Here is a 20,728-nt window from a genome sequence, read left to right on the forward strand (position 1 = left end):
CCGTCACCGGCAGAGGCGCGTTGACTCTATTCTTCATTTCTGGAAATCTGGAAATATGGACAAGACGCTCGCCCTTTCGGCACTTGCCGCGCTCGGCCAGGAGACCCGGCTGGACGTTTTTCGCCTTTTGGTGCGGGCCGGCGCCGAGGGCGTAGCTGCGGGCGAGATCGCCTCACGGCTCGCCGCGTTGCCGAATACGATGTCGGCCCATCTCAAGATCCTGTCGCATGCCGGCCTGGTGCGGACCGAACGAGAGGGCCGCAGCGTGCGCTACTTCGCCGATATGACCGGCTTTCGCGATCTGCTGGCCTACCTCATGGAGGATTGCTGCAATGGCGCGCCGGAACTTTGCCAGCCGGTCATCCAGGCCGTGACCTGCAACTGCTAGAAGGGAGGGTACGCCATGAGCGAGCCGTACAATGTTCTTTTTCTCTGCACCGGCAATTCGGCAAGATCGATCCTCGCCCAGGCGATCCTGAACCGCGTCGGCGCCGGCAAGTTCAAGGCCTATTCGGCTGGATCGCATCCGAAGGGAGAGGTTCATCCCTATGCCCTCCAGCTTTTAAAAAGCCTCAACTAGGATACGTCCTTTGCCCGTTCGAAGGACTGGCAAGAGTTTGCCGTGCCCGGAGCCCCGGAGATGAACTTCGTCGTCACGGTCTGCGACAATGCCGCCAACGAATCCTGCCCTGTCTGGCCAGGGCAACCGATGACGGCGCATTGGGGCGTACCTGATCCTGCAGCCGTCGAAGGCACCGAGGCGGAAAGGCATCTCGCCTTCGCCGAAGCGTACCGCATGCTCAACAACCGGATTTCGATCTTTGTCAGCCTGCCGATCAATGCGGTCGACAGACTTGCGCTGCAGAAGCGCCTCGATGAAATCGGCCGCAATCTGCCGAAGGCCGGCTGAGCATCATGGCCAATCTTTCCCGCCGCCTTGCCGCCGAAGCCCTCGGCACAGCTCTGCTGGTCGCCACCGTGGTCGGTTCCGGCATCATGGCTGACAGGCTGAGCAATGATGTCGCCGTCTCCCTGCTCGGCAACACCTTGCCGACCGGGGCGATCCTGGTCGTGCTCATCACCATATTCGGGCCGATATCCGGAGCGCACTTCAACCCGGCCGTGACGCTGGTATTTGCGCTTCGACGCGAAATCGAAACGAACGCAGCGCTTGCTTATGTCGCCGCCCAGATTGCCGGCGGCATCGCCGGAACGTTGCTCGCGCACGCGATGTTCGAACTGCCGATCCTGCAAGTGTCGGCGACGGTGCGGACAGGAAGCGGGCAGTGGATTGCGGAGCTGGTTGCCGCCTTCGGGCTGGTCTTCACCATCCTCGCCGGCCTGCGCTCACATCCGGATTCGATCCCCTGGCTGGTCGGGCTCTATATCACCGCCGCCTATTGGTTCACCGCGTCGACATCCTTCGCCAATCCGGCCGTCGCCATCGCCCGTGCGTTCTCCAACACGTTTGCCGGGATCCGCCCCGCCGATCTGGCGGGCTTCATCGCCGCCGAGCTTTTGGGCGCGTTGCTGGCCATGGCATTGGCAGGGTGGCTGCTCGCCCAACCGAAACCAGTCGGACAGATGAAAGCTGCGCAATGACCATCACCATCTACCACAACCCCGATTGCGGCACCTCGCGCAACACGCTGGCCATGATCAGGCAGTCCGGCGAGGAGCCGGAGGTGATCGAATATCTGAAGAACCCGCCATCGCGGCAAAAACTCGTCGAGCTGATCGCGGCGATGGGCATGACGCCGCGCCAATTGCTACGAGAGAAGGGCACGCCCTATGGCGAACTCGGCCTGGGCGACCCCAAGTGGAGCGACGACGAGATCCTCGATTTCATGCTGGCGCATCCGATCCTGATCAACCGGCCTATCGTGGTGACGCCGCTCGGCACCATGCTCGCCCGACCCTCCGAAGCGGTGCTCGATATCCTGCCCAATCCGGATATCGGCCCGTTCACCAAGGAGGACGGCGAGGCCGTCATCGACGCCAGCGGTAAGCGCGTCGGCTAGATATCGTCTTATTTCGATCTTTGTCGAAGTTCTCTTGACGTGCAGCGATTCTGGAAATAGCTTATTTCCATGAAGCTCGAAAAAGCAGCCGCGCAACTTGAAGCCCTCGGCAGCCCGACGCGGTTGCAGCTCTATCGGACGCTGGTGCGAGCCGGCGATGAGGGGCTGCCGGTTGGGCGCATCCAGGACAGGCTCGGCATCGCCGCCTCGACGCTGTCGCATCACCTCAAGCGGCTGGTCGACACCGGCCTGGTAACGCAGGAGCGCCAGGCGACCACGCTGATCTGCCGGGCCAACTATCCCGCCATGAACGGGCTCATCGGATACCTCGCGGACGAATGCTGCGCCGACGGCACCTGTGCGCCGGCATCGGCGGAAGCGGTCGCCAAAACGGCGGCATGATTTTTTTGGCATTATAATTCGAAATTACCGGAAGGACGGAAGATATGGATACGATCGAAAAACTCCCTGTGGCGGTGATCGGCGCCGGGCCGGTCGGTCTGGCGGCAGCGGTCCACCTCATCGCGCAGGGCATTCCTGTCAAAGTCTATGAAGCCGGCAATGCGGTTGCATCCAATCTCAGGGATTGGGGCCATGTCCGGGTGTTCACGCCCTGGCGCTATTGCGTCGATCAGGCGGCCAGAGACCTGCTCGAGGCGCATGGCTGGCGGATGTCCGAGCCCGAGGCATTCCCGACCGCGGACGACCTCGTCGCGGACTATCTCGAGCCGCTTGCAAAGCTTCCGCAATTGTCGCCGTCGATCGAAACCGGCGCCCGCGTCGTCGGCATTTCGCGCTGGGGCGCCGACAAGGTGCTGAGCAAGGAACGCGAAAACCGGCCATTCATGCTGGTAGTCGAAACCTCCACCGGCACCAGGCGCGACAGCGCCCGCGCCGTCATCGATGCGTCGGGAACCTGGCAGATGCCGAACCCGCTCGGCGCCGGCGGAATTCCTGCAGAAGGCGAAGCCGAATTTGCCGACCGCATCGCCTACGGCATACCCGATATTCTCGGCCGCGACCGCAGCCTTTATGCGGGGAAGACGACGCTGGTCGCCGGCTCCGGCCATTCCGCCGCCAATGCGGTGCTGGATCTCGCCAGCCTGGCAAATGTGGAGGCCGGCACGGCTTTCATCTGGACAACGCGCGGCACCGATCTGGTGCGCATCTATGGCGGCGGCGATGCCGACCAATTGCCGGCACGCGGCGAACTCGGCGCCGAAGTGCGCGAACTCGCCGAGAGCGGCGGCGTCAGGCTGGTGACGGGCTTTGCGGCTGTTTCGATCCGCGATGCCGACGGACGGCTGGTCGTCGAAGGCCAGACCAGGGACGGTTTGCAGGCGCTTGGCCCGGTCGACCGCATCATCGCCGCGACCGGACAACGCCCGGATCTGTCGCTGACGCGCGAGCTTCGGCTCGAGCTCGATCCGTGGCTGGAAAGCGTCAAGGCACTGGGGCCGCTGATCGATCCCAACGAGCACTCCTGCGGCGACGTGCCGCCGCACGGCCACCGCGAGCTCAGCCATCCAGAGCAAGGGTTCTATACGGTCGGCATCAAGAGCTATGGCCGCGCGCCGACCTTCCTGCTGCTGACCGGCTATGAGCAGGTCCGCTCGGTCGCGGCGGCGATCGCCGGAGACATGGTGGCGGCCGACAATGTCCAGCTCGTGCTGCCGGAGACCGGCGTCTGCACCGTGCCGACGATCGGTACTGCCGATAAGGGGTGCTGCGGCGGTCCGGCGCCCGCCGCTTCGGATGCCTGCTGTGTCGCCGATGTCGACGCAAAGGCGATCGGCAAAAGCGGTTGCGGCTGCAGCGTCGCCGCATGAGCCTTTCGCCGCCTTCGACGGCCATCCTGCGCAGCCGCGGCGCGATCATAACCACGCTTGGCCTGACGCAGATCATGGCGTGGGGATCGTCCTACTATCTTCCCGCGGTCATTGCACCGGCGGTCTCCTCCGATACCGGCTGGCCGCTGGCATGGGTTGTCGGCGGGCTGTCTCTCGGCTTGCTCATGGCGGGATTGATCTCTCCGCGCGTCGGTTCATCGATCGAGCGGCATGGCGGCCGCAACGTCCTGGCATTCAGCGCCGGATGCATCGGGGTCGGCCAGATCGGGCTAGCCCTTGCTCCCAACCTTGCGGCCTATATCGCTGCCTGGCTGATCATCGGACTGGGCATGGGTGCGGGGCTCTACGATGCCGCTTTCGCCACGCTTGGCCGCCACTACGGCCACGGCGCGCGCTCCGCAATCACCGCGCTGACGCTGTTCGGCGGTCTTGCGAGCACGATCTGCTGGCCGATCTCAGCCTTGCTGCTGGGGGAGGTCGGCTGGCGCGGCACCTGCCTGGTTTACGCCGCCTTTCAGCTGGCAATTGCGCTTCCGCTCTATCTGGTGATCCTGCCCCGCGCGGCGCCGCAACCGGCAGTCAAACCAGAATTGAAGGAGGCGGCACCGGTCCTGGAAAACAATATGGATCCGTCGATCATGATCGTTCTGGCCGCGACCCTCACGCTTGCGGCGGTAATCTCCTCGACGCTGTCGGTGCATCTGCTCACCATCCTGCAGGGCAGCGGCATGGCGCTGGCCGCAGCCGTCGGGCTCGGCGCTCTGGTCGGCCCGTCCCAGGTGGCGGCGCGCGCGATCGAGATGATGATTGCGCGCTACCACCATCCGATCCTGACCAAGTTCGCCTCAGTTGCCTTTGAGGCGATCGGCGTTTCGGCGCTCTGGGCCGGCATGCCAATCATCCCGGTGGCGCTCGGTTTCTATGGCGCGGGCATCGGCCTCGAATCCATCGCACGGGGAACGCTGCCGCTCGCGCTGTTCGGCTCGAACGGCTATGCGAGACTAATGGGTCGCCTCGCCATGCCGAGCCTGATCGCCCAGGCGGCGGCACCCTCGGCCGGCGCATTGCTGCTGGAGCGCTTCGGCCCGCATGGGACGTTGGCCGCGCTTTCCGGTCTGGCGCTGGCCAACGTCCTCCTGGCATGCGGCTTGGGCTGGCGGATGCTCCGCCGGCGGGAATCGCAGGTTCAATCCCGATAGGATTTGACCAGCGTTCACCCCCTTCACCTGGGTAGCGGGAGATCTTCTAAGGGGTCGGCAAGGAAGGATGCGGCGATCAGATCGTCGGCATCCAGCCGCAGGGAGCCTTCGGCGCCTCCCATGATGGCGGCAACTTTCTGAAACGTCTTCATCTCGTGCTCGGTGATCTGGGCGCTTCGCATTCTGGCTTTGAGGTCAGCAACGCGCAGCCCCAAACTGTGGGACATTCCGATTTTACGGTTCGACATGGTAAGATGCTCCTCCCCGGCCCATGTTTGTTTTGCCACCCGCCCTTATTCGCATTTCCTCCGCCTGCCTAAATATGAGGCATCGCGAATACAGCGCCCGAACGCCCGATGCAAGGGAAGGTTCCGGCGCGCAGAGGTCACGAAATAATAATGCGAAGGAAGCACGGCCGATGGTCCGGCCGGAGGTAGGACTTAGGTACGACGCCCCGCCAGACAGAGGGTTCCGGAGGCTTATCGGCTGGCGAGGACCATGCGGTTGCCTTCGCTGTCGCGAAACTCCGCCACCGTGCGGCCCGGCTGCCACGGCGCCTCATGAGGTTCGGTGACGATCTCGACGCCGCCCGCTTTCAACGCCGCGGTCATTGCTCCGACATTTTCGTCGACCAGCACCAATACCGGCTCCGCGGCGGGGGTGTCGTCGGCGCGCCTGATGAAATGCAGGTTCGTCACGGCATGCGGAAACGCCAGCTCGATCCAGCGCCAGCCGCCATCGCCCATCTTCTGGTCGGCCAGCACCTGACAGGCGAGATGCCTGGTGTAGAACGCCTTGGCACGGTCCTGGTCGAACACTGGAAGCTCGGCAAACTGGATATGCATGATCGTCTCTCCTGCTTGATGGCTGCCGCGCAGCCGCCCACGCGGAAAAGACCATGCGGGCAACCGAAAAGATTCTTCGGTAGTGAGAATCTTTTCGGCGCGGCCGGTCGTCCTTCGTTCATACCAACCAGTCAGGAGACGACGATGAACTATGCGCTCATTCGATATGGTGTGAACCAAGCCGACCTGGACAATAACCGCGCGCTGGTCGAAAAAGTGTTCGAAGCGCTGGGCGAGGCGGCACCGCCGACGGTGCGCTATCTCGTGCTCGAGCTGGACGATGGTTCGTTCGTCCACATCGTCGGTCAGGACGGCGATTCGTCGACGCTGACCGGGCTTGCGGCCTTCAAGGCGTTTACGGAAAACCACGCCCAGCGCCGCTCCACCCCGGCAATGCGATCGCCTGTCAAAGTCATCGGCAACTACCGTATGCTGGCGGATCAAAAAGCCGGGTAGCGCCTGCCATGCCGCTCGCGCAGAAATGGGACGCTACGCCGAAAATGAACAGGGCGACTTTGGAGGCGATGCTCGTCGGGTTGCGGCCAAGGCTGCATCGTTACTGCGCGCGCATGGCCGGCTCGGTGATCGACGGCGAGGATATCGTCCAGGAGGTGCTGATCAAGGCGCTACAGGCGATCGACGGCGGCGCGATGGTCGAACGGCCGGAGCAATGGCTGTTTCGCATCGCCCACAATGCCGCGCAGGATCATCTGCGGCGGCGCAATCGGGAAAGGTCGCGCATGACCGAGGCCGACATGAGCGTCATCGAGGACCCCTCCGGTAGCGCCGACAGCCGGCTCGCCGCCCAGACCGGCCTGCGCTCCTTCATGCAGCTTTCGGTGCCGCAGCGCAGCGCCGTGATCCTGGTCGACGTGCTCGGCCTCAGCCTGCACGAGACCTGCGAAGTCACCGGCGCGACGCTCGCCGCCACCAAGGCCGCGCTGCATCGCGGGCGGGCGCAACTCAAGCTGCTGGCGCTGCAGCCCGAGCAGGCGCTCGCGCCGAGGCTCGACGCCGATGACGAGCGCCGGCTGCGGCGCTATGTCGACCTGTTCAACGCGCGCGACTTCGACGCGGTCAGGGCTCTGATCGCCGAGGACGTCCGGCTCGATGTCGTCAACCGCGTCCGCCTGCGCGGCAAGGCCGAAGTGTCGACTTATTTCGGCAATTACGACCGCGCGACCGATTGGGCGCTGTCGCTGGGCTTTGTCGACGGCCGGCCGGCGATTCTCATCCGCAACCCTGGGGACCCGGACGGCGCCGTGCGCGGCTTCATGCTGGTCGAATGGCGAGACGAGCAGGTCGTCCAGATCCGCGATTTCCGCTACGCACCCTGGTGCTTGCCCGATGCGGAGATCAGTACGATAGAGCGGTGAGGGGCTTGCCGAGATGGCGCGCGGAGGCGACGTGGCCAAGGTTGCGCCACCGAACAAGTCTGCCATCGCCTCGGCCACCAAGCTGAAGGGGTCCGCTTCCGATTTCGGGGAGCGGTATCGTCGCGAAGAGGATCTACGGCCCACAGCCGTCATGCTCGATATAGAGCGGCGCCAGCTTTCGGATCAGGCAGCCTCTTCCTGGTTGACCCAAACGCAATTGCCACATGGCAGCAAGTTCTTAGAGCGGTTCCGGCTCCCCTGGAACCGGTAACTCGCTCTAACTATCTGTTTTGCCGCATTTATGCGGACGCCAAATGATTCCATTTGGCTGCAAAATGCTCTAGCCGATACGCACGCGGCGCGTCACCTGGCCATTGCTCTCCCAGTATGTGTGTTTCTTGGCAATCAAGGGATCGTCCATCGCCGGTTGAATTTGTCCCGTGGTGCTGACCGCGCGCGAGGTCACCGTGTGTTCTCCAGGAGAGGGATTTGCCCAAGCCAGGGACCAAATTTTCCAGGCGTGTTCTGCCTCCTCACTGTGGTCAATGGTCGCTGGTGCCCAAGGCCCCTGGTCGATTTGCACTTCGACCCGGTCGATCGGCGCCCCCCAGGCTGCTCCAACGATGCGGTAATCCGACTCTTTCCGGGTAACCTTCGCAGGCGCGGACTTTATCAGCGCTCGCCCGACTGACGTCTCGGCCCATACGGTCTCGCCGTTGTGGTCCTCCTCCCGGATGGTGACATAGTCACGGGCCATCAGAAGGCTCATGAACCGCGTATCGCGAACCTCGATGCGCTTCAGCCACTTGACGTTGGCGATCCCGTACCAGCCTGGCGCAATGAGCCGTACCGGGAAGCCATTGGGCGCCGGCAAGACGGCTCCATTCATTTCATAGCAGAGGAGATTATCGGGGTTCATCGCGTCGGCGAGCGACATGCTGCGGGCGAAGTTCTGCTGCATCTTGACGTCGCGTATTGCGACCTCGCCTATGTCAGTACCGAAAAAGACGACCTCGATGCCCTTCTCCAGAACGCCGGCTTCCTCGAGGATCGGGGCGAGCGGCGTCCCAGCCCAGCGGGCATTGCCGATGCCGCCGGTGAAAAAGGGAAACCCGTGGTTGCCCGAGCATTCCACTGTGAAAACGACCTCCTGCCGCGGTCGTGCCCTGATGTCGGCGAGCGTCAATTTTAAGGGCTTCTTGACCAAGCCTCCGATCTCCATCGACCATGTCTTCTCGTCGATCGTTGGTCGGTTGAAATGCGAGATGCTGAAGAACTTGTCGTTTGGCGTTATCCAGCTATCCAAATCCTCCCAGACAAGCTGCTTCCGGATACCTACCGGATCGGGATTTTCGGTCGGCTGATCCAGCCATGGAATAACTTCCTCGCTCGGCCGTGTTGGAAAAGCGTAAGCGCTACGCGAGGTATAGAGAGCAGCAATTGCGGCAAGAGCCGCGCTTCCTTGAACAAGAAGTTCTCTGCGCTGAAAATCAGGCATGTTGTTTACCTCCCAATTGATCCGGAACGGGCTGCAACGTGCCTTCGGCCGTAGCCTGATCACGGATAGGCGACACAATGTGAGGTCTGCCCATTCGGAAGTATCCGGAGGGCTCAGACAATCACCGACGCAAGTCAGGCATGTGAAGCGTTGGACGAAACTCTGGCTCGCGTTTCGCATGCCAAGAGTGCGCCTTTGAGAAGGAAGTGTCCACAACTTGGACGGGACATGATGATGATTGCAGCATTCTATGCCGATTTCCGGTCCTGCCAAATCGTTGCTGCTCGGATCGCTGCCGAACGCCCGCTTCTGCGTCATTTCGGGACCTTCGTGGGTTCTCGTCGAACCAGTGTTTCCTGCCGGCCGGTGGGTTGGCCGTGCGGCCGGCACCACCCTGATCGCTTGGGGCGGTGCAACGCTTTTGGTCTGACGACCAGAGCCGCCTCGTATCTCGCATTTGCAGGAACGATACCTCCTGACGCAAAGTGCATCGCACCGCCCCAGCCAGGCCGGCTCACAACGCGTCGGGGCGGACCGGCGGTGACGTCAAGCTTACGCAGGCATTCAGGCGTCGAGGAACTTTGAACCCTCGCGTCCGTTTACCGGCTATCACGTCTGGAAGTTCCGCCATGAATGTCAGCGATGAAAGGACTGTATCGCTTTGGGCGGCAACCGAAGTTGCGCCTGAGGCGGTTCCGCTCGAGCGGAGTGAACAGGTCGATGTCGTGGTCGTCGGGTCTGGCATTGCCGGACTGTCGGTCGCCCACGAACTGGCGATCGCCGGGCAAAAGGTGGCGGTGCTCGATCGCGGCCGGATCGGAAGCGGCATGACGGCACGCACCACCGCGCATCTGTCGTCGATCTGCGACGACTATTTTTCGGAACTGATCAAATTGCGCGGCGAGGAACTGGCGCGGATTTACTACCGAAGCCAGTCGGCCGCTATCGACCGTATCCAATCGATCCAGGAAGCAGAGGGTATCGCGTGTGATTTCCGCCGCCTCGACGGCTTTCTGTTTCCGGCGTCAGGCAGAAGGGAATCCGTCATCGAGCGCGAACTGGGCGCCGCTCTGAAGATTGGTGTCGACGTCGAGAAAACCGCAGGCGTGCCGTTTGCAGGCTTTTCGGATACGCCCGTCCTTCGCTACGCCAATCAGGCGACATTTCACCCCCTCGAATATCTCCGCGGGCTGGCTGCGGGCATTCGCGCGCGCGGCGGCATGCTTTATGCGGAGACCATCGTCGACAAGGTCGCGGAGACCGACGGCGGCGTCCGCGTAAGCACGGTCTCGGGCTTTACCGTGTCTGCCAGATCGGCCGTTGTCGCCACTAATTCGCCGATCAACGATCGGGTCGCGCTCCACACCAAGCAAGCGCCGTATCGGACCTACGCGATGGCGTTCGAGATCGCGCGCGACGTTTTGCCGGATGCACTCTATTGGGACACGCTGGATCCCTATCACTACGTTCGCCTGCAGCCTGGTGAAGGCAAAACCGACTTTCTGATCGTCGGTGGTGAGGACCACAAGACAGGGCAGGCCGACGATGCCGACAACCGCTTCGCGGCCCTGGCGGACTGGATCAAAAAATTGGTGCCCGATATCGGCGCGGAAACCAATCGATGGTCCGGGCAGGTGATGGAGACCGTCGACCATGCCGGGTTCATCGGCCGCAATCCCGGCAACCGGCATGTCTTCGTGGTCACCGGCGATTCCGGTCAGGGCATCACCCATGGGGTTGTTGCCGGCCAACTGATTTCCGACCTGATCCTGAAGGGGGAAAGCCCTTGGCGGGAACTTTACGAACCCTCCCGCAAGACGGCACGCGCGATCGGCGACTATTTGGTGGAGAATGCGACAGCGATCAGGAGTTTTGCCGAGTATGTCGCGCCTGGCGAAATCGATTCCGCCGATAAGCTGCGGCCGGGAGAGGGCGCTATCGTGCGCGAAGGGCTTACCAAAGTCGCGGCTTTTCGCGATGAGGACGGCACGCTCCACAAGCGCTCGGCCGCATGCACCCATGTCGGCTGCCACGTTCATTGGAACTCATTGGAACGCTGCTGGGACTGCCCCTGCCACGGCTCGCATTTTGCCGTCGACGGCACGGCTTTGAACGGGCCGGCCGTATCGCCCCTGGCTCCTGTCAGATAATTCTTTTTCGCCCCCGCCGCGCAACTCACAATTCCTTCTCGGCCAACTCCCGAAATGCGTCGGGAACCGACCGCTGTAGTCCGAGCGCGACCGAGGCGTAGCCGACCGCCTCCCAGCCGAAGCGGTCGCGGATCTTGTCGATGGCGCGATCCGCGATCCAGCGCGCCGCGCCCTTCCGGGTGCCGGGGCGGCGGCGGTCGTCGTCGAGCCCGAGCGGCAGCTCCAGTTGCAGCCCGGCATGCTGCTCCAGATGCGATACGGCGATCGCCAGCAGCGAGATGGTCTTTTCGTGCGGATGGTCGATGAGCACCTTGCGCACCAGCGCCTCGGCGATTTCGGCCAGCATGGCGGTTGCCGAAATCGGCTGGTCGAGCGTGACCGAGCGCGTCACCGAGCGCAAATCGGCAAAGCGGACACGAACCGTCACCGTGCGGCCGGGCCGGGATTTCGCACGCAACCTGGTGGCGACCCTGTCGGCCAGATGCAGCAAAGCGGGGACGAAGACCTGCTCGTCGGCCGGTTTGCGGCCGAGCGCCGATTGCGCGCCGGCCGAGCGCGCCCGGCGCTGCGTCTCAAGCTTGCGCGGATCGCGGTTCCACGCCAGCGCGTTCAGTTTCTCTCCCGCCGCCGGCCCGAGCAGGCGCTCCAGCGCGCCACTGTTGGTCTTCGCCAACTCGCCGATGGTGTTGACGCCGATACCGGCCAGCCGCTCCCTGGTGACCGGGCCGACACCCCACATCAGCTCGACCGGCAGGTGGTGCAGGAACTCCAGCTCGTGGCGCGGATCGACCACCACCAGCCCGTCCGGCTTTGCGACCTGTGAGGCGATCTTGGCCAGATGCTTGGTGCGGGCCACGCCGACCGAGATCGGCAAGCCGAGCTCGGCCCGCACGCGGCGGCGTATCTTGCCGGCGATCTCGGCCGGCGAGCCGAAGAGGTGGGTGCAGCCGGCGACGTCGGCAAAGGCCTCGTCGATCGAAATCCGCTCGACCACCGGCGTGAAGTCGCCGAGCACTTTGATTGCCGCATCGCCCAACCGCTGATAGTCCTTGAAATGGCCGCCGACGAAAATGAGTTGCGGGCAGAGTTCCCGCGCCCGCCGTCCCGGCATGCCGCCGCGCACGCCGAACGCCTTGGCCTCATAGGATGCGGCAAGCACTACCCCGCCGCCGACGGCAATCGGCTTGCCGCGCAAGGCCGGGTCGAGCAATTGTTCGACCGAGGCATAGAAGGCATCCAGATCCGCGTGGAGGATGTTGGCTTCCATCCGACCCGTTCGCCCGCGGCCGCTCGAACGCCGCATTGTCTCGAGTTGTGATAGGAACATAAAGAGAACATTGCCGGCGGATTGTCAAGCAGCGGAAGCTGCCGCTGATGACGAGCGGGTGCCAATGTTCAGCCGCGCAGCCGGTCCCGGGCCTGCATCAGCGCGAATCCCAACAGGTTCTCGCCGCGCCACAGCAGCGGGTTCACTGCCCTCTCGTCATCCGCCGCAAGACCAATGCCCCACACCCGGTCGACAGGGCTGGCCTCGGCCAGCACCTTGTCATGCGTCGACAGCAGATAATCGCGCAGCGCCGCATTCTGTCGGAGCTTCTGAAAGCTCCCTTCGCAGACGATGCGATATTTGTCGGCATCCCATTTGGTGCCATCGAAGCCGCTCACCTGACGGCCAAGCTGCTTTGCCTGCTTGGGGCTCGTCGCCCTGAGGATTTGCGTTGCCGTCTGAGCATCACCGAACAGGCGAGCCTTCTCGGCCATCATCCAGTGTTCGGCAGTCGGATAGCTTAGGCCATTGATGGTAAAGGGCGCATGCCACCACTGGCTGAAGCACGACGCGGTTATGCGGCCGTCCTTGGACGGCTGATGGCCCCAGAAGAACAGAAACTTCCGCCGGGGCTTTGCGCGAAAGGCTTCTTCAAGCCAGGGTAGGTCGTAAATCATGGGCGGATTAAGCAAGGCGAAAGGCCGGCTTGTTGTCAATCCATCCAGAGGGATAGCGAAGATGAGCGGTCGGCGCTGAATGCGATGAAATGCTGATCTACAGCGCCATCTTGTAGCCTAGATGACTGGCGGTGAACCCGAGGCGTTGGTAGAAAGCGTGCGCCTCCCGTCGTCCTTTATCCGTGGTGAGTTGGACGAAGCTGCAATTGCGCGAACGGCACACTTCAATCGCCCATTCGATCATCAGCTTGCCGACGCCGCGCGAGCGCCATTGCCGGGCGACGCGAACGCCTTCGATCTGGCCGCGCCATGCGCCTTTCCTCGAAATGCCTGGAAGGAAGCTGAGCTGCAGCGTTCCGACCACTTGCCCGGCCTCGACGGCCACGGCCAGCAACTGGTTGGGATCGGCATCGATTGCGCTGAAGGCATCGAGATAGGATGGCGCAAGCGGCGTGGATGGGTCTTCCCGGTCTGCGCCGAGCACATCGTCGGCAAGCATTGCAACGATCGCCGGCAGGTCGGGCGCTTGCGCGCGACGGAATTCGATCTCGCTCATCGCGCGAAGACATACGGTGCGACGTCGGCGATCGCAATATCCGTTTTGACTTGCAAGGGAGGCCCGCGCGCCTTCAGGTGCTCTCGAGCCCCCAGAGGCGGTGGCCGTAGCGGCGGAAGAAGCGGGCGAAGAGGCGCTGCTGTCTGGCACGGGCGAGGTCGGCGGCGCGCCTTTCCTGCCGCCAGCGCGGCATGTTGCGGAACATCGACAGGAAGCAGGCGGCGTCCTCGAGTGCCTCCTCGGCTGTCTGCGCCGGGCGGATCGCCGCCAGGAACAGAACGCGGCTCGGCTTCATCTGGTCAATCGCCACCTTGCGCTGGCGATGGCCCTGGCGCGCCTTGCGGATGCCGTCCTGGCGGATGGCCGCGAAAGCGGCAAGCATGGCCGGGCTGTCGCCGCTATAGCCGCAGGCATGGGCGAACTGGGCTGGGTTCATCGTCGTTCCCTTGCTGCCGGCCAGCCGCGGTTCTGGGGCTCGTGCCGGTTCCAGCCCGCATGAGATATAAGCATAACTCAAATAATAGAACAAGTGAAACTTTAACGTTGATGTAAGCGGAACCGACTCGACTCCGCCTCTAAAACCGATAATGATGTGGAACAAAGCAGGAACAATGATGGGGATGGCTATGGCATTGGCGGGCAAGGAAGCGACGATCGCCGATGTCGTCTCGATTGCCGTCGAGTGCATCGATTGCGGCCGTAACAGGTGGTGGAAGCCGGCCGAGCTCAAGCGGCATGGGGTGAGGCCGGAGACGCCGCTATCAGCGCTTTCGGGGCGCCTCATCTGCAAGGCTTGCCGTGCCGATGGCCTGCCGGGCGCCGCCGTTTCGATCCAGGCCGCCTTCATCGACGACCGGCAACGGGTGCGCGCCGAGGCGCGCCTGCTCAACGGTCGAGAGCCGGAGCAGTCCAAGCGGGCTTGAGGGGCGGAACTTCCTTCTCCCACAAGGGGAGAAGGGAAAACCCTCCTCAATACCCCAGCAGTTCCTTGAGCGGGATGACGCGGAAGACGTTCTTGATGGCATAGCGGTTGAAGGTCAGCGTCTTGGGCGGATTGTACTGTTCGACGATCAGTTCGGCGGCGGTGCGCTTGACCAGCTTCTTGATGAAGGCCTTGCCGTTTTGCTCGTTCTCTTCGGGCAGCGTCTCGATCACCACATGGTCGCCGGGCACGGCGTCGCGGCCGCCGCAATAGATCATCTCGCCGGGCTCGTAGCGCGGCACCATCGAATCGCTCAGCACGTGCAGCGCAAACACATTGCGCAGATGCCGGATCCCCGGCGGCCGCTGGACATAGCCGGCCGGTTGGCCGTTGAAGGTGAAGTCGCCATCGTCGCCGCCGACGGCGGTGCCGAGAAGCTGGATGTCCATCGGTCCGGCGGGCAGGGGGCCGGGATCGGTGACGATCTCGGCATCGGCGACCGGTCCGGCATCTTCGAGGAAGACGACCTCGCCCTTGCCGAGCGCCACCGGATCGACGCGCAGGAAAGCGGCGGTCTTCAAAAGGTTCTCGGTCTTGGGCAGGTTGCGCCCGGTTTCCCAATTGCCGACGGCAGCGACGTCGGTGTCGTTGTGCTCGGCAATGTGACGCATCACCAGGCCGCGCTGCTTGCGCGCCCGGCGGATCGCCGCTCCGACCTTGATCGACAGTGCAGTTTTCGCCATGGCTCCCATCTGAGACATAAGATTCGGTTTCGTCTATGCAAGAATCGCTTGCATTATGATTTGAGTTATGCTTTTATGTGGGCATGCACAAGTCGCTTCACCAGCTTTCGGTCCTTAAATCCGCCGTTCAGCGCGCCGGCGGCGCTGGCCTGGAGGCGGTACCGCAAACGATCGCCAAGGCCATGCATGTGCCAACCCTTTCCCCTTCGTCGCGGCTGTCCTCCTCCCCGGCCGGGACGATGCCCGAGGCTCGCGCCTCGGTTCCGGCAGCGCAAGCGGCCGGAACGGCTGGAGCCGTTCCCCTCACGGCTCCGGCCACGAATTACCCGTCGACCGGCAACGCGGATGCCGCGGTTTCCTGGATCCGTACCGAAGACGGCACGGTCATCGCCTTCGACAAGCGGACGGGCAAGGCAGTCTCCGGCGCAACCAGGCAGGCGGCCGAGATGAAGCTCGATCGTAGCAGGCCACGCGAAGGCTGATCGGCTTTCCAGCCTGAGAGCCGGCGAAGCCGGCGCACACACAACCACCCTTGCAGGGAACAAAACATCATGGCCGCCCGCTATTCCGCCTCTGAATTGGAACAAATCGAGAACTTGTTGATGAGCGGGCTGTCGGCCGCGAAGATCGCCACCCGGCTCGGTACGCAGCGTGGTAGTCCGGTCTCACGCGCGGCCATCATCGGCATCGTCCACCGCACGGCCCCTTTGCGCGCCATCGGCCTTGCCAGGTCCAAGGGCTGGTGTGGCGGCCGGCATGGAAAATCGGCGCCAGAGCCGTCGAACCCCGCCAGCCAAGCACGGGCGGTACCGGCCGAGCATCACTGCCGCCCTGCAAGGCTGTCGGCCAGGCTGGCGCCGCCGGCCTGGCAGCCGGGTCCGGCTCGGATCACCGGGTCCGATGGCGAGCCGCTCGAAATGCCGGCGCCGCGCCCGATCGCCGCCGGCGGCCGCCAGCCACATTTCGCCGCGATGCGCTTCATCGATTGCCTTTTCGACCGTTGCCGCGCGCCGCTCGACACGACGCTGCAGGAGGATGCCGAAAACGATGCCACCGGCAGTCGCCCCGGTTTGGACATGCTGTGCTGCGGGCTGCGCACAAAGCCTTCGAAAAGTTACTGCGCCTATCACGCCGCGCGCTTCCTGCGCACGCTGCCGGCCGAAACGATTTGAGCCCAGTGGATGACGGAAATTCGCCAGAGCCCGACGACAAAAAACCAGGAGGACCGAGCCGATGAGCAGCAAAATCGCCCAGAAGACCAAAGCCAGGCCGCCGCGATTGCCGAAGGGCGAGGCCGAGCAGGTGCGCATCCGCAAGGAGATCGGCCATGATTTCGCGCTGAAGGACGACAGGTTCGGCCGCAAGCGGCTGGCCAAAGGAACGCAGGAGGCGGCGCGCCTCTATGAGGTCTCCAATGACGGCCACACCGCGACCGGCGGCATCGTGCGGGTGCGCAATGTCGACCCGCTGAGCGGCCTCACCTCGCTGTCGCGCCAGCAGCGCGAGGCGGGGATGCGCTACCGCCAGGATTTCCGCAGTTCGTCGGAGGCAACCGCCAAGCCGATGGCTTGGGCCGAGCGTGTCGACGGCGGCCGCACCGGCAGCGGCGTCGCAGAACACATCCTGTCCGCCGGCCGCGACCATGCCGAGGCCACCAGGGCGCTTGTCCATTGGGAGATCGCCGGCATCGTGCAAAAGGTCTGCTGTGCCGACGCAACGGTCAAGAGCCTGGCCGAACAGGCGGGCGAACCGCGCGACGTGGTGGTGAAATTACTCAAGATCGGGCTCGACATATTGGCCGTGCATTACGGCATGATGCTGATGCGCAAGCCGAGATGAGGAGCCCCGCCGATCCGGCCGGCACTACCGGCCGGATCGATCCGTCAACGACGGCAGACACGGATTCTTTCGATAATCCGGTGGTGATGACGCCAGTGCCTGATGACTTCGGTATGGCAGCGCCGGTGGTACCGGTACCGGTAGCGCGGCGCGTAGTCCTCGTTATAGACATCATAGCGGTAACGGGGGACGTACTCATCGTCGTAATCGGAATACCGATGATGGCGATAATAATAGTCGTCGTCATAGCCGTTGCCGATGCCGATCGTGACGCTGCCGCCGGCATTGGCCGGGCCAATCACGGAAGCCGCCGAGGCGATGGCGATCACCGAGGCAAGCAGGAGCTTCTTCATAGCTACCTCCTTCATTAACGTCCCTCTAATAGAAAAACCCGCGAGGGGCAGGCTCGTTCCACAAATTAGCAAGATGCCCCGAACCGAGAGCCCACAATTAGCGCCGCGTGGGCGAAAACGCCTCTGGCTGTGCGGCAGGGTGGCCGTCGACGCAAGCCTCGAGCTGTTGTGGTCCGCGCCGTATGTATCCCGGTGTCCCGTCAAACAGCGACAATCAGGCGGTGCCGGTCCCTTCACCTTGCCGATCTATAGGACATGCCCCAGTTCCAGCAAAACGAAAGCGGTCGCACCCAGCACAGCAAGGGCGTAGGCCGCATAAAGAACAAGCAGCATGACCTCAAAGTCCCGGACGAAACTAGCGGCAATCCTGGTCTCCTGAGGCTCCGCTTTCTCGATGCGGTCGGCTTCCAGCTGCTCCGTTGCCACGACGAGGCAGACTATCCTGTCGTTGTCGGCCGCCTGTAATATCCGTTCGGTCAAATCGACTGCAATCACTGGATCATCGGCCAACTGATCCCGCGATAGCCGGCTCTCAGTGACGGTCTGGATTTCACGCTTTCTCACGCACGCATAATTGCGCCGACTAAATTAGGTTCCACTGAAATACATAGTAAAATACATAGATTGCGCCCACCCGATCGCGATGGGCAAGACGTGGAGCCCAACTGCGCGGAACCCCCGCCCGAGGTCGGCATTTGTCGACCGTCGAGGCGAATCTCGATCCGCATCCTCCGATCAAAGGGCGCGGGCTTCTTCATAAGCTGCTACGGTGCGCCATTGCTGGTAGGTCGCAATGCTAAAGCCGCCAAACCTTCATATCGCGAACGCAGCGCCGACGTCTTCGGTTCTGACCGGTTATGACGAAGATCGCATGCTTACTTATATCCGGCTGCTCGATGCTTCGGCGGAAGGAACCGATTGGCGCGAGGTCGCCCGTATCGTTCTGCACATTGATCCGGAGCGGGAACCGGAGAGGGCTTTCCGGGCGTGGGCGACACATTTGGCGCGTGCACGGTGGATGACCAGGAAGCGGAACGAACTGCGCCAATTGCGTGATGAGTGGTGGGGATGAGCACCATCTAGGAACTGCCGTCCCGGTTTGGCCGTTGAGGGAGGAGGCCAACATGGAAAAGCGACCAATGACTTCTTGGCGAGCCAATACTTTCGAGCTGTGCTGCCTTCTTGCAGTTCCGCTGTCGCTTATCCTTACCGTTTTACTGGCTGGTCTCATCCTTAGCTGACCTGGCGTGGGTTGCTCGCCAAGGGCTGGTCGGTCGTGATCCGACAAGATCCCGCACTGTTACTTCACAGCCGCCGCCATCACATCCGAAAACAGCGCCCGTTCCACCGCCGGCTCCAGCGTTTCGGCGAAGGGCGTTGCCAGGTGGTGGCGGTCGCGGAAGGCTAGTTTGCCGTCGATGAAGACGTGGCAGGTGGTCTGGTCGCAAAACCGGTCGGTCATGTCGACGTAAGTGGCGTTCGGCGTCGAGCGCACGATGTCGCGCTCGGCGGTGGCGATGTCGTCGTTTGCCGCCATGATCCTCGGCGTGTCGCATGTCGCGGGCGTCTGGCCCCGCCACAGCGCCCGTGCCACGCATTTGTCGGCATAGCTTGCATTGTAGGGCACGTCCCTGATGACCGCGACCTTGATGCCGGCCTGACTGAAGGCCTGAAGCGTCCAGGCGAGACCCGTCCGCCACTGCGCTTGCCAATCGGCGTGCTTCAACTCCTCGGGCGATTCCTTCATCACATTGCCGATCGAGAATTCCGAAATCACCACCAGTTGCGGGTGCAGCGCGATGATGTCCTGGACCGACTGCTCGCGCCACTGGTCGCATTCGGTGTAGTCGCGCTTCAGCCGCCAGTTCCAGGTCGTCACCCGCGAAGCCCGGCAGGAGGATTTGAGAAAGGTGACGACGCGAAAATTGTTCTTCTCGGCCGCCTTGATCAGCGGCGTCGACCAATGGTCGGCATGCGAGTCGCCGAACAGCACGACCGAGCGCTGGGCATCCTTGCGGCCGAACATGCAGGGCTTCGGCTTGACGGTCTCGAAATCGAGCACGCAGCCGCCATTGGTCGCGCGCACGGTGGAGAGCTGGGCGGCGCTGTCGGCGATGACGTGCTGTTCGGGGCTGAGATTGTGCTCGGCAAAGCGCGCATTGCCATAGGCCGCGACCACGCCGGCGCCGGTCAGCGCGGCGGCGGGCACCAGCGCCCGCGCTGCTCCGGCCATCAGCCAGCCGTTGCGGCGGATCGGGTTCTCGATGAAATGATAGGTGAACATCGACAGAACCAGCGTCAGCGCCGCGCAGGCAAAGCGGTCCAGGATGGACAGGTTGGGAACCACCATTGCCGCGTAGACTATAACCGGCCAGTGCCAGAGATAGAGTGAATACGACAGCCGGCCCAGCCATTGCAGGGGCGCCAGCGCCAGCACGGCGCTCGGCAGATTGCGGCCGCCGCTGCCGCTGAGCAGCAGCAGCACGGTGCCGGCGACAGGCGCCAGCGCATTCACCCCGGGAAACGGCGAGTCTTCGTCCAGCATCAGATAGGCCCAGGCGATCAGCACCAGACCGAGGCATGCCTGGAGCGTGGCCAGCAGCGGCCGGTCGCGCCAGATCTTTGCCGGCGCCATGGTCGCGAGGCCGCCGGCGGCGAATTCCCAGGCCCTGAGAGGCGAGAAGTAGAAGGCCCAGGGCTGCGACACTTCCGTCAGCCAGGCGCAGGCGGCGAAGGAGGCTAGGCCGGCGAGGCCAATGACGATTATAGCGGTGCGCTTGCCTGGGCGCAGCCATGCGGCCATCAAAAGCAGCGCCGGCCATGCCAAATAGAATTGTTCTTCGACCGAGAGCGACCAGAAGTGGATGAAGGGGTTGTTGGTGGCGTCGGCGGCGAAATAGTCGAACGACCAGCGGATCAGCCAGAGGTTGATCATGTAGGCGGAGGCGAACATAGCGCCTTTCGAATAGAGCGCCTGTTCCTCCGGCGACAGGATGAAGTAACCAGCAAACAGCGTGGCGAGAATGACGAACAGTGCCGCCGGCAGCAGGCGCCGGGCGCGCCGGGCGTAGAAGCGCCAGAGGTTCAGCCGCCCGGTTTCGGTTATTTCCGTAACCAGGTGTTTTGTAATCAGGTAGCCGGAGATGACGAAGAAGATGTCGACGCCAGCAAAGCCGCCGGGCAGGCCGGAGAGACCAAAATGGAAGGCGATGACACCCGCCACCGCCAGTGCGCGCAGCCCTTCGATGTCAGGCCGAAATGATGCCGACACAATCACCTCGTGCAAGGAATGCCCACCTCGCAGAGGCTCGACCCGATGCGCCGATATTGCAATGCAACAAATCTAACGCAGTGCAACATAGGGCGAGGGGACAGGCTCCTCCCACTCGTCGCATGGGCGATTCGCTCACATTGGCGGTTCAGTCATGAGGC

The 20,728-nt window shown here is 63.2% G+C and carries 25 protein-coding genes and 1 pseudogene; 15 read left to right on the plus strand and 11 right to left on the minus strand.

Going from position 1 to position 20,728, the window contains the following annotated elements; genetic code table 11:
* The first annotated feature begins 55 nt into the window (after positions 1-55).
* The 7 genes and pseudogenes from NKH17_RS29635 to NKH17_RS29665 all read left to right on the plus strand — a co-directional run bounded on the left by NKH17_RS29635 (position 56) and on the right by NKH17_RS29665 (position 5,070).
* A complete protein-coding gene (locus tag NKH17_RS29635) occupies positions 56-388 on the plus strand; it encodes an ArsR/SmtB family transcription factor (protein ID WP_352475581.1) in 333 nt (110 codons plus the stop codon).
* A gap of 15 nt (positions 389-403) precedes the next feature.
* Positions 404-910 (plus strand): annotated as a pseudogene (locus NKH17_RS29640) (arsenate reductase ArsC).
* A 5-nt stretch (positions 911-915) separates the two neighbouring features.
* Positions 916-1,602 (plus strand): aquaporin, encoded by a 687-nt coding sequence (locus NKH17_RS29645; protein WP_352901617.1) that lies wholly within the window; start codon positions 916-918, stop codon positions 1,600-1,602.
* Complete coding sequence (gene arsC, locus NKH17_RS29650; protein ID WP_352475579.1) at positions 1,599-2,021, plus strand: arsenate reductase (glutaredoxin); 423 nt, start codon at positions 1,599-1,601, stop codon at positions 2,019-2,021. The genes NKH17_RS29645 and arsC overlap by 4 nt, the downstream gene beginning before the upstream one ends.
* 69 nt (positions 2,022-2,090) lie before the next feature.
* On the plus strand, positions 2,091-2,423 hold the full coding sequence (locus tag NKH17_RS29655) for an ArsR/SmtB family transcription factor (RefSeq protein WP_352649596.1): 333 nt from the start codon (positions 2,091-2,093) through the stop codon (positions 2,421-2,423).
* Between the two features lie 44 nt (positions 2,424-2,467).
* A complete protein-coding gene (locus NKH17_RS29660) occupies positions 2,468-3,850 on the plus strand; it encodes an NAD(P)-binding domain-containing protein (protein WP_352901614.1) in 1,383 nt (460 codons plus the stop codon).
* Entirely contained in the window at positions 3,847-5,070 is a 1,224-nt protein-coding gene (locus NKH17_RS29665; RefSeq protein WP_352901612.1) for an MFS transporter, read from the plus strand. The genes NKH17_RS29660 and NKH17_RS29665 overlap by 4 nt, the downstream gene beginning before the upstream one ends.
* A gap of 23 nt (positions 5,071-5,093) precedes the next feature.
* Here the strand turns inward: NKH17_RS29665 and NKH17_RS29670 are convergent, their stop codons facing one another.
* Together NKH17_RS29670 and NKH17_RS29675 are read right to left on the minus strand one after the other, a co-directional pair.
* Positions 5,094-5,318, minus strand: coding sequence for a hypothetical protein (locus NKH17_RS29670; protein WP_254819690.1), 225 nt, complete (start codon positions 5,316-5,318; stop codon positions 5,094-5,096).
* Positions 5,319-5,549: 231 nt separating this feature from the next.
* Positions 5,550-5,915, minus strand: coding sequence for a VOC family protein (locus NKH17_RS29675; RefSeq protein WP_254819689.1), 366 nt, complete (start codon positions 5,913-5,915; stop codon positions 5,550-5,552).
* A gap of 144 nt (positions 5,916-6,059) precedes the next feature.
* Between NKH17_RS29675 and NKH17_RS29680 the strand changes: the two genes are divergently transcribed.
* Entirely contained in the window at positions 6,060-6,371 is a 312-nt protein-coding gene (locus tag NKH17_RS29680; RefSeq protein WP_352475576.1) for a hypothetical protein, read from the plus strand.
* An 8-nt stretch (positions 6,372-6,379) separates the two neighbouring features.
* Entirely contained in the window at positions 6,380-7,291 is a 912-nt protein-coding gene (locus NKH17_RS29685) for a sigma-70 family RNA polymerase sigma factor (RefSeq protein ID WP_352803406.1), read from the plus strand.
* Positions 7,292-7,631: 340 nt separating this feature from the next.
* On the opposite strand, the gene NKH17_RS29690 is transcribed toward NKH17_RS29685, so the two are convergent.
* Positions 7,632-8,789 carry a sulfite oxidase gene (locus NKH17_RS29690; protein ID WP_352901608.1) on the minus strand — a complete coding sequence of 386 codons (1,158 nt, stop codon included), beginning with the start codon at positions 8,787-8,789 and terminating at the stop codon, positions 7,632-7,634.
* Between the two features lie 629 nt (positions 8,790-9,418).
* Here NKH17_RS29690 and NKH17_RS29695 point away from each other — a divergent pair.
* A complete protein-coding gene (locus tag NKH17_RS29695) occupies positions 9,419-10,939 on the plus strand; it encodes an FAD-dependent oxidoreductase (RefSeq protein ID WP_352901605.1) in 1,521 nt (506 codons plus the stop codon).
* A 25-nt stretch (positions 10,940-10,964) separates the two neighbouring features.
* Here NKH17_RS29695 and dinB read toward each other — a convergent pair whose 3' ends face one another.
* The 4 genes from dinB to NKH17_RS29715 form a co-directional block, all read right to left on the minus strand.
* Complete coding sequence (dinB, locus tag NKH17_RS29700) at positions 10,965-12,206, minus strand: DNA polymerase IV (protein ID WP_352901603.1); 1,242 nt, start codon at positions 12,204-12,206, stop codon at positions 10,965-10,967.
* Between the two features lie 128 nt (positions 12,207-12,334).
* Entirely contained in the window at positions 12,335-12,883 is a 549-nt protein-coding gene (gene ybiA / locus NKH17_RS29705; protein WP_352901601.1) for a riboflavin biosynthesis intermediates N-glycosidase, read from the minus strand.
* A 97-nt stretch (positions 12,884-12,980) separates the two neighbouring features.
* A complete protein-coding gene (locus NKH17_RS29710; RefSeq protein WP_352901599.1) occupies positions 12,981-13,439 on the minus strand; it encodes a GNAT family N-acetyltransferase in 459 nt (152 codons plus the stop codon).
* A 73-nt stretch (positions 13,440-13,512) separates the two neighbouring features.
* Entirely contained in the window at positions 13,513-13,875 is a 363-nt protein-coding gene (locus NKH17_RS29715; protein WP_352901597.1) for a hypothetical protein, read from the minus strand.
* 184 nt (positions 13,876-14,059) lie between these two features.
* Here NKH17_RS29715 and NKH17_RS29720 point away from each other — a divergent pair, with 184 nt between their 5' ends.
* On the plus strand, positions 14,060-14,362 hold the full coding sequence (locus NKH17_RS29720) for a hypothetical protein (RefSeq protein ID WP_352973150.1): 303 nt from the start codon (positions 14,060-14,062) through the stop codon (positions 14,360-14,362).
* A 46-nt stretch (positions 14,363-14,408) separates the two neighbouring features.
* Here the strand turns inward: NKH17_RS29720 and NKH17_RS29725 are convergent, their stop codons facing one another.
* Entirely contained in the window at positions 14,409-15,113 is a 705-nt protein-coding gene (locus NKH17_RS29725; protein ID WP_352691796.1) for an XRE family transcriptional regulator, read from the minus strand.
* Positions 15,114-15,187: 74 nt separating this feature from the next.
* On the opposite strand from NKH17_RS29725, the gene NKH17_RS29730 reads away from it, so the two are divergent.
* The 3 genes from NKH17_RS29730 to NKH17_RS29740 all read left to right on the plus strand — a co-directional run bounded on the left by NKH17_RS29730 (position 15,188) and on the right by NKH17_RS29740 (position 16,943).
* A complete protein-coding gene (locus NKH17_RS29730; RefSeq protein ID WP_352901594.1) occupies positions 15,188-15,586 on the plus strand; it encodes a hypothetical protein in 399 nt (132 codons plus the stop codon).
* 69 nt (positions 15,587-15,655) lie between these two features.
* A complete protein-coding gene (locus tag NKH17_RS29735) occupies positions 15,656-16,276 on the plus strand; it encodes a GcrA cell cycle regulator (protein WP_352973152.1) in 621 nt (206 codons plus the stop codon).
* A 61-nt stretch (positions 16,277-16,337) separates the two neighbouring features.
* The gene (locus NKH17_RS29740) at positions 16,338-16,943 is read left to right on the plus strand and encodes a DUF6456 domain-containing protein (RefSeq protein WP_352901589.1); all 606 of its coding nucleotides are present in this window, start codon (positions 16,338-16,340) and stop codon (positions 16,941-16,943) included.
* A 44-nt stretch (positions 16,944-16,987) separates the two neighbouring features.
* On the opposite strand, the gene NKH17_RS29745 is transcribed toward NKH17_RS29740, so the two are convergent.
* Positions 16,988-17,296, minus strand: coding sequence for a hypothetical protein (locus NKH17_RS29745; protein WP_292664589.1), 309 nt, complete (start codon positions 17,294-17,296; stop codon positions 16,988-16,990).
* Positions 17,297-17,542: 246 nt separating this feature from the next.
* A complete protein-coding gene (locus tag NKH17_RS29750; RefSeq protein WP_352803383.1) occupies positions 17,543-17,860 on the minus strand; it encodes a hypothetical protein in 318 nt (105 codons plus the stop codon).
* 229 nt (positions 17,861-18,089) lie between these two features.
* Between NKH17_RS29750 and NKH17_RS29755 the strand changes: the two genes are divergently transcribed.
* Positions 18,090-18,368: a DUF2285 domain-containing protein gene (locus tag NKH17_RS29755; RefSeq protein WP_352475563.1), complete on the plus strand. Its 279-nt coding sequence runs from the start codon at positions 18,090-18,092 to the stop codon at positions 18,366-18,368.
* 228 nt (positions 18,369-18,596) lie between these two features.
* Here the strand turns inward: NKH17_RS29755 and NKH17_RS29760 are convergent, their stop codons facing one another.
* Positions 18,597-20,567, minus strand: coding sequence for an acyltransferase family protein (locus NKH17_RS29760; protein ID WP_352901586.1), 1,971 nt, complete (start codon positions 20,565-20,567; stop codon positions 18,597-18,599).
* Positions 20,568-20,728 lie beyond the last annotated feature (161 nt).

The sequence above is a fragment of the Mesorhizobium sp. M1334 genome, from assembly GCF_040317995.1.
GTDB lineage: Bacteria > Pseudomonadota > Alphaproteobacteria > Rhizobiales > Rhizobiaceae > Mesorhizobium.

Coding starts and splice junctions, on each gene's coding strand:
- NKH17_RS29735 (WP_352973152.1), top strand. CDS start 15,656: ATGGCCGCCCGCTATTCCGCCTCTGAATTGGAACAAATCGAGAACTTG.
- NKH17_RS29720 (WP_352973150.1), top strand. CDS start 14,060: ATGGCTATGGCATTGGCGGGCAAGGAAGCGACGATCGCCGATGTCGTC.
- NKH17_RS29670 (WP_254819690.1), bottom strand. CDS start 5,318: ATGTCGAACCGTAAAATCGGAATGTCCCACAGTTTGGGGCTGCGCGTT.
- NKH17_RS29695 (WP_352901605.1), top strand. CDS start 9,419: ATGAATGTCAGCGATGAAAGGACTGTATCGCTTTGGGCGGCAACCGAA.
- NKH17_RS29645 (WP_352901617.1), top strand. CDS start 916: ATGGCCAATCTTTCCCGCCGCCTTGCCGCCGAAGCCCTCGGCACAGCT.
- NKH17_RS29680 (WP_352475576.1), top strand. CDS start 6,060: ATGAACTATGCGCTCATTCGATATGGTGTGAACCAAGCCGACCTGGAC.
- NKH17_RS29745 (WP_292664589.1), bottom strand. CDS start 17,296: ATGAAGAAGCTCCTGCTTGCCTCGGTGATCGCCATCGCCTCGGCGGCT.
- NKH17_RS29755 (WP_352475563.1), top strand. CDS start 18,090: ATGCTAAAGCCGCCAAACCTTCATATCGCGAACGCAGCGCCGACGTCT.
- NKH17_RS29715 (WP_352901597.1), bottom strand. CDS start 13,875: ATGAACCCAGCCCAGTTCGCCCATGCCTGCGGCTATAGCGGCGACAGC.
- NKH17_RS29730 (WP_352901594.1), top strand. CDS start 15,188: ATGCACAAGTCGCTTCACCAGCTTTCGGTCCTTAAATCCGCCGTTCAG.
- NKH17_RS29740 (WP_352901589.1), top strand. CDS start 16,338: ATGAGCAGCAAAATCGCCCAGAAGACCAAAGCCAGGCCGCCGCGATTG.
- NKH17_RS29660 (WP_352901614.1), top strand. CDS start 2,468: ATGGATACGATCGAAAAACTCCCTGTGGCGGTGATCGGCGCCGGGCCG.
- NKH17_RS29725 (WP_352691796.1), bottom strand. CDS start 15,113: ATGGGAGCCATGGCGAAAACTGCACTGTCGATCAAGGTCGGAGCGGCG.
- NKH17_RS29655 (WP_352649596.1), top strand. CDS start 2,091: ATGAAGCTCGAAAAAGCAGCCGCGCAACTTGAAGCCCTCGGCAGCCCG.
- NKH17_RS29665 (WP_352901612.1), top strand. CDS start 3,847: ATGAGCCTTTCGCCGCCTTCGACGGCCATCCTGCGCAGCCGCGGCGCG.
- NKH17_RS29635 (WP_352475581.1), top strand. CDS start 56: ATGGACAAGACGCTCGCCCTTTCGGCACTTGCCGCGCTCGGCCAGGAG.
- dinB (WP_352901603.1), bottom strand. CDS start 12,206: ATGGAAGCCAACATCCTCCACGCGGATCTGGATGCCTTCTATGCCTCG.
- NKH17_RS29710 (WP_352901599.1), bottom strand. CDS start 13,439: ATGAGCGAGATCGAATTCCGTCGCGCGCAAGCGCCCGACCTGCCGGCG.
- NKH17_RS29675 (WP_254819689.1), bottom strand. CDS start 5,915: ATGCATATCCAGTTTGCCGAGCTTCCAGTGTTCGACCAGGACCGTGCC.
- NKH17_RS29690 (WP_352901608.1), bottom strand. CDS start 8,789: ATGCCTGATTTTCAGCGCAGAGAACTTCTTGTTCAAGGAAGCGCGGCT.
- NKH17_RS29685 (WP_352803406.1), top strand. CDS start 6,380: ATGCCGCTCGCGCAGAAATGGGACGCTACGCCGAAAATGAACAGGGCG.
- ybiA (WP_352901601.1), bottom strand. CDS start 12,883: ATGATTTACGACCTACCCTGGCTTGAAGAAGCCTTTCGCGCAAAGCCC.
- arsC (WP_352475579.1), top strand. CDS start 1,599: ATGACCATCACCATCTACCACAACCCCGATTGCGGCACCTCGCGCAAC.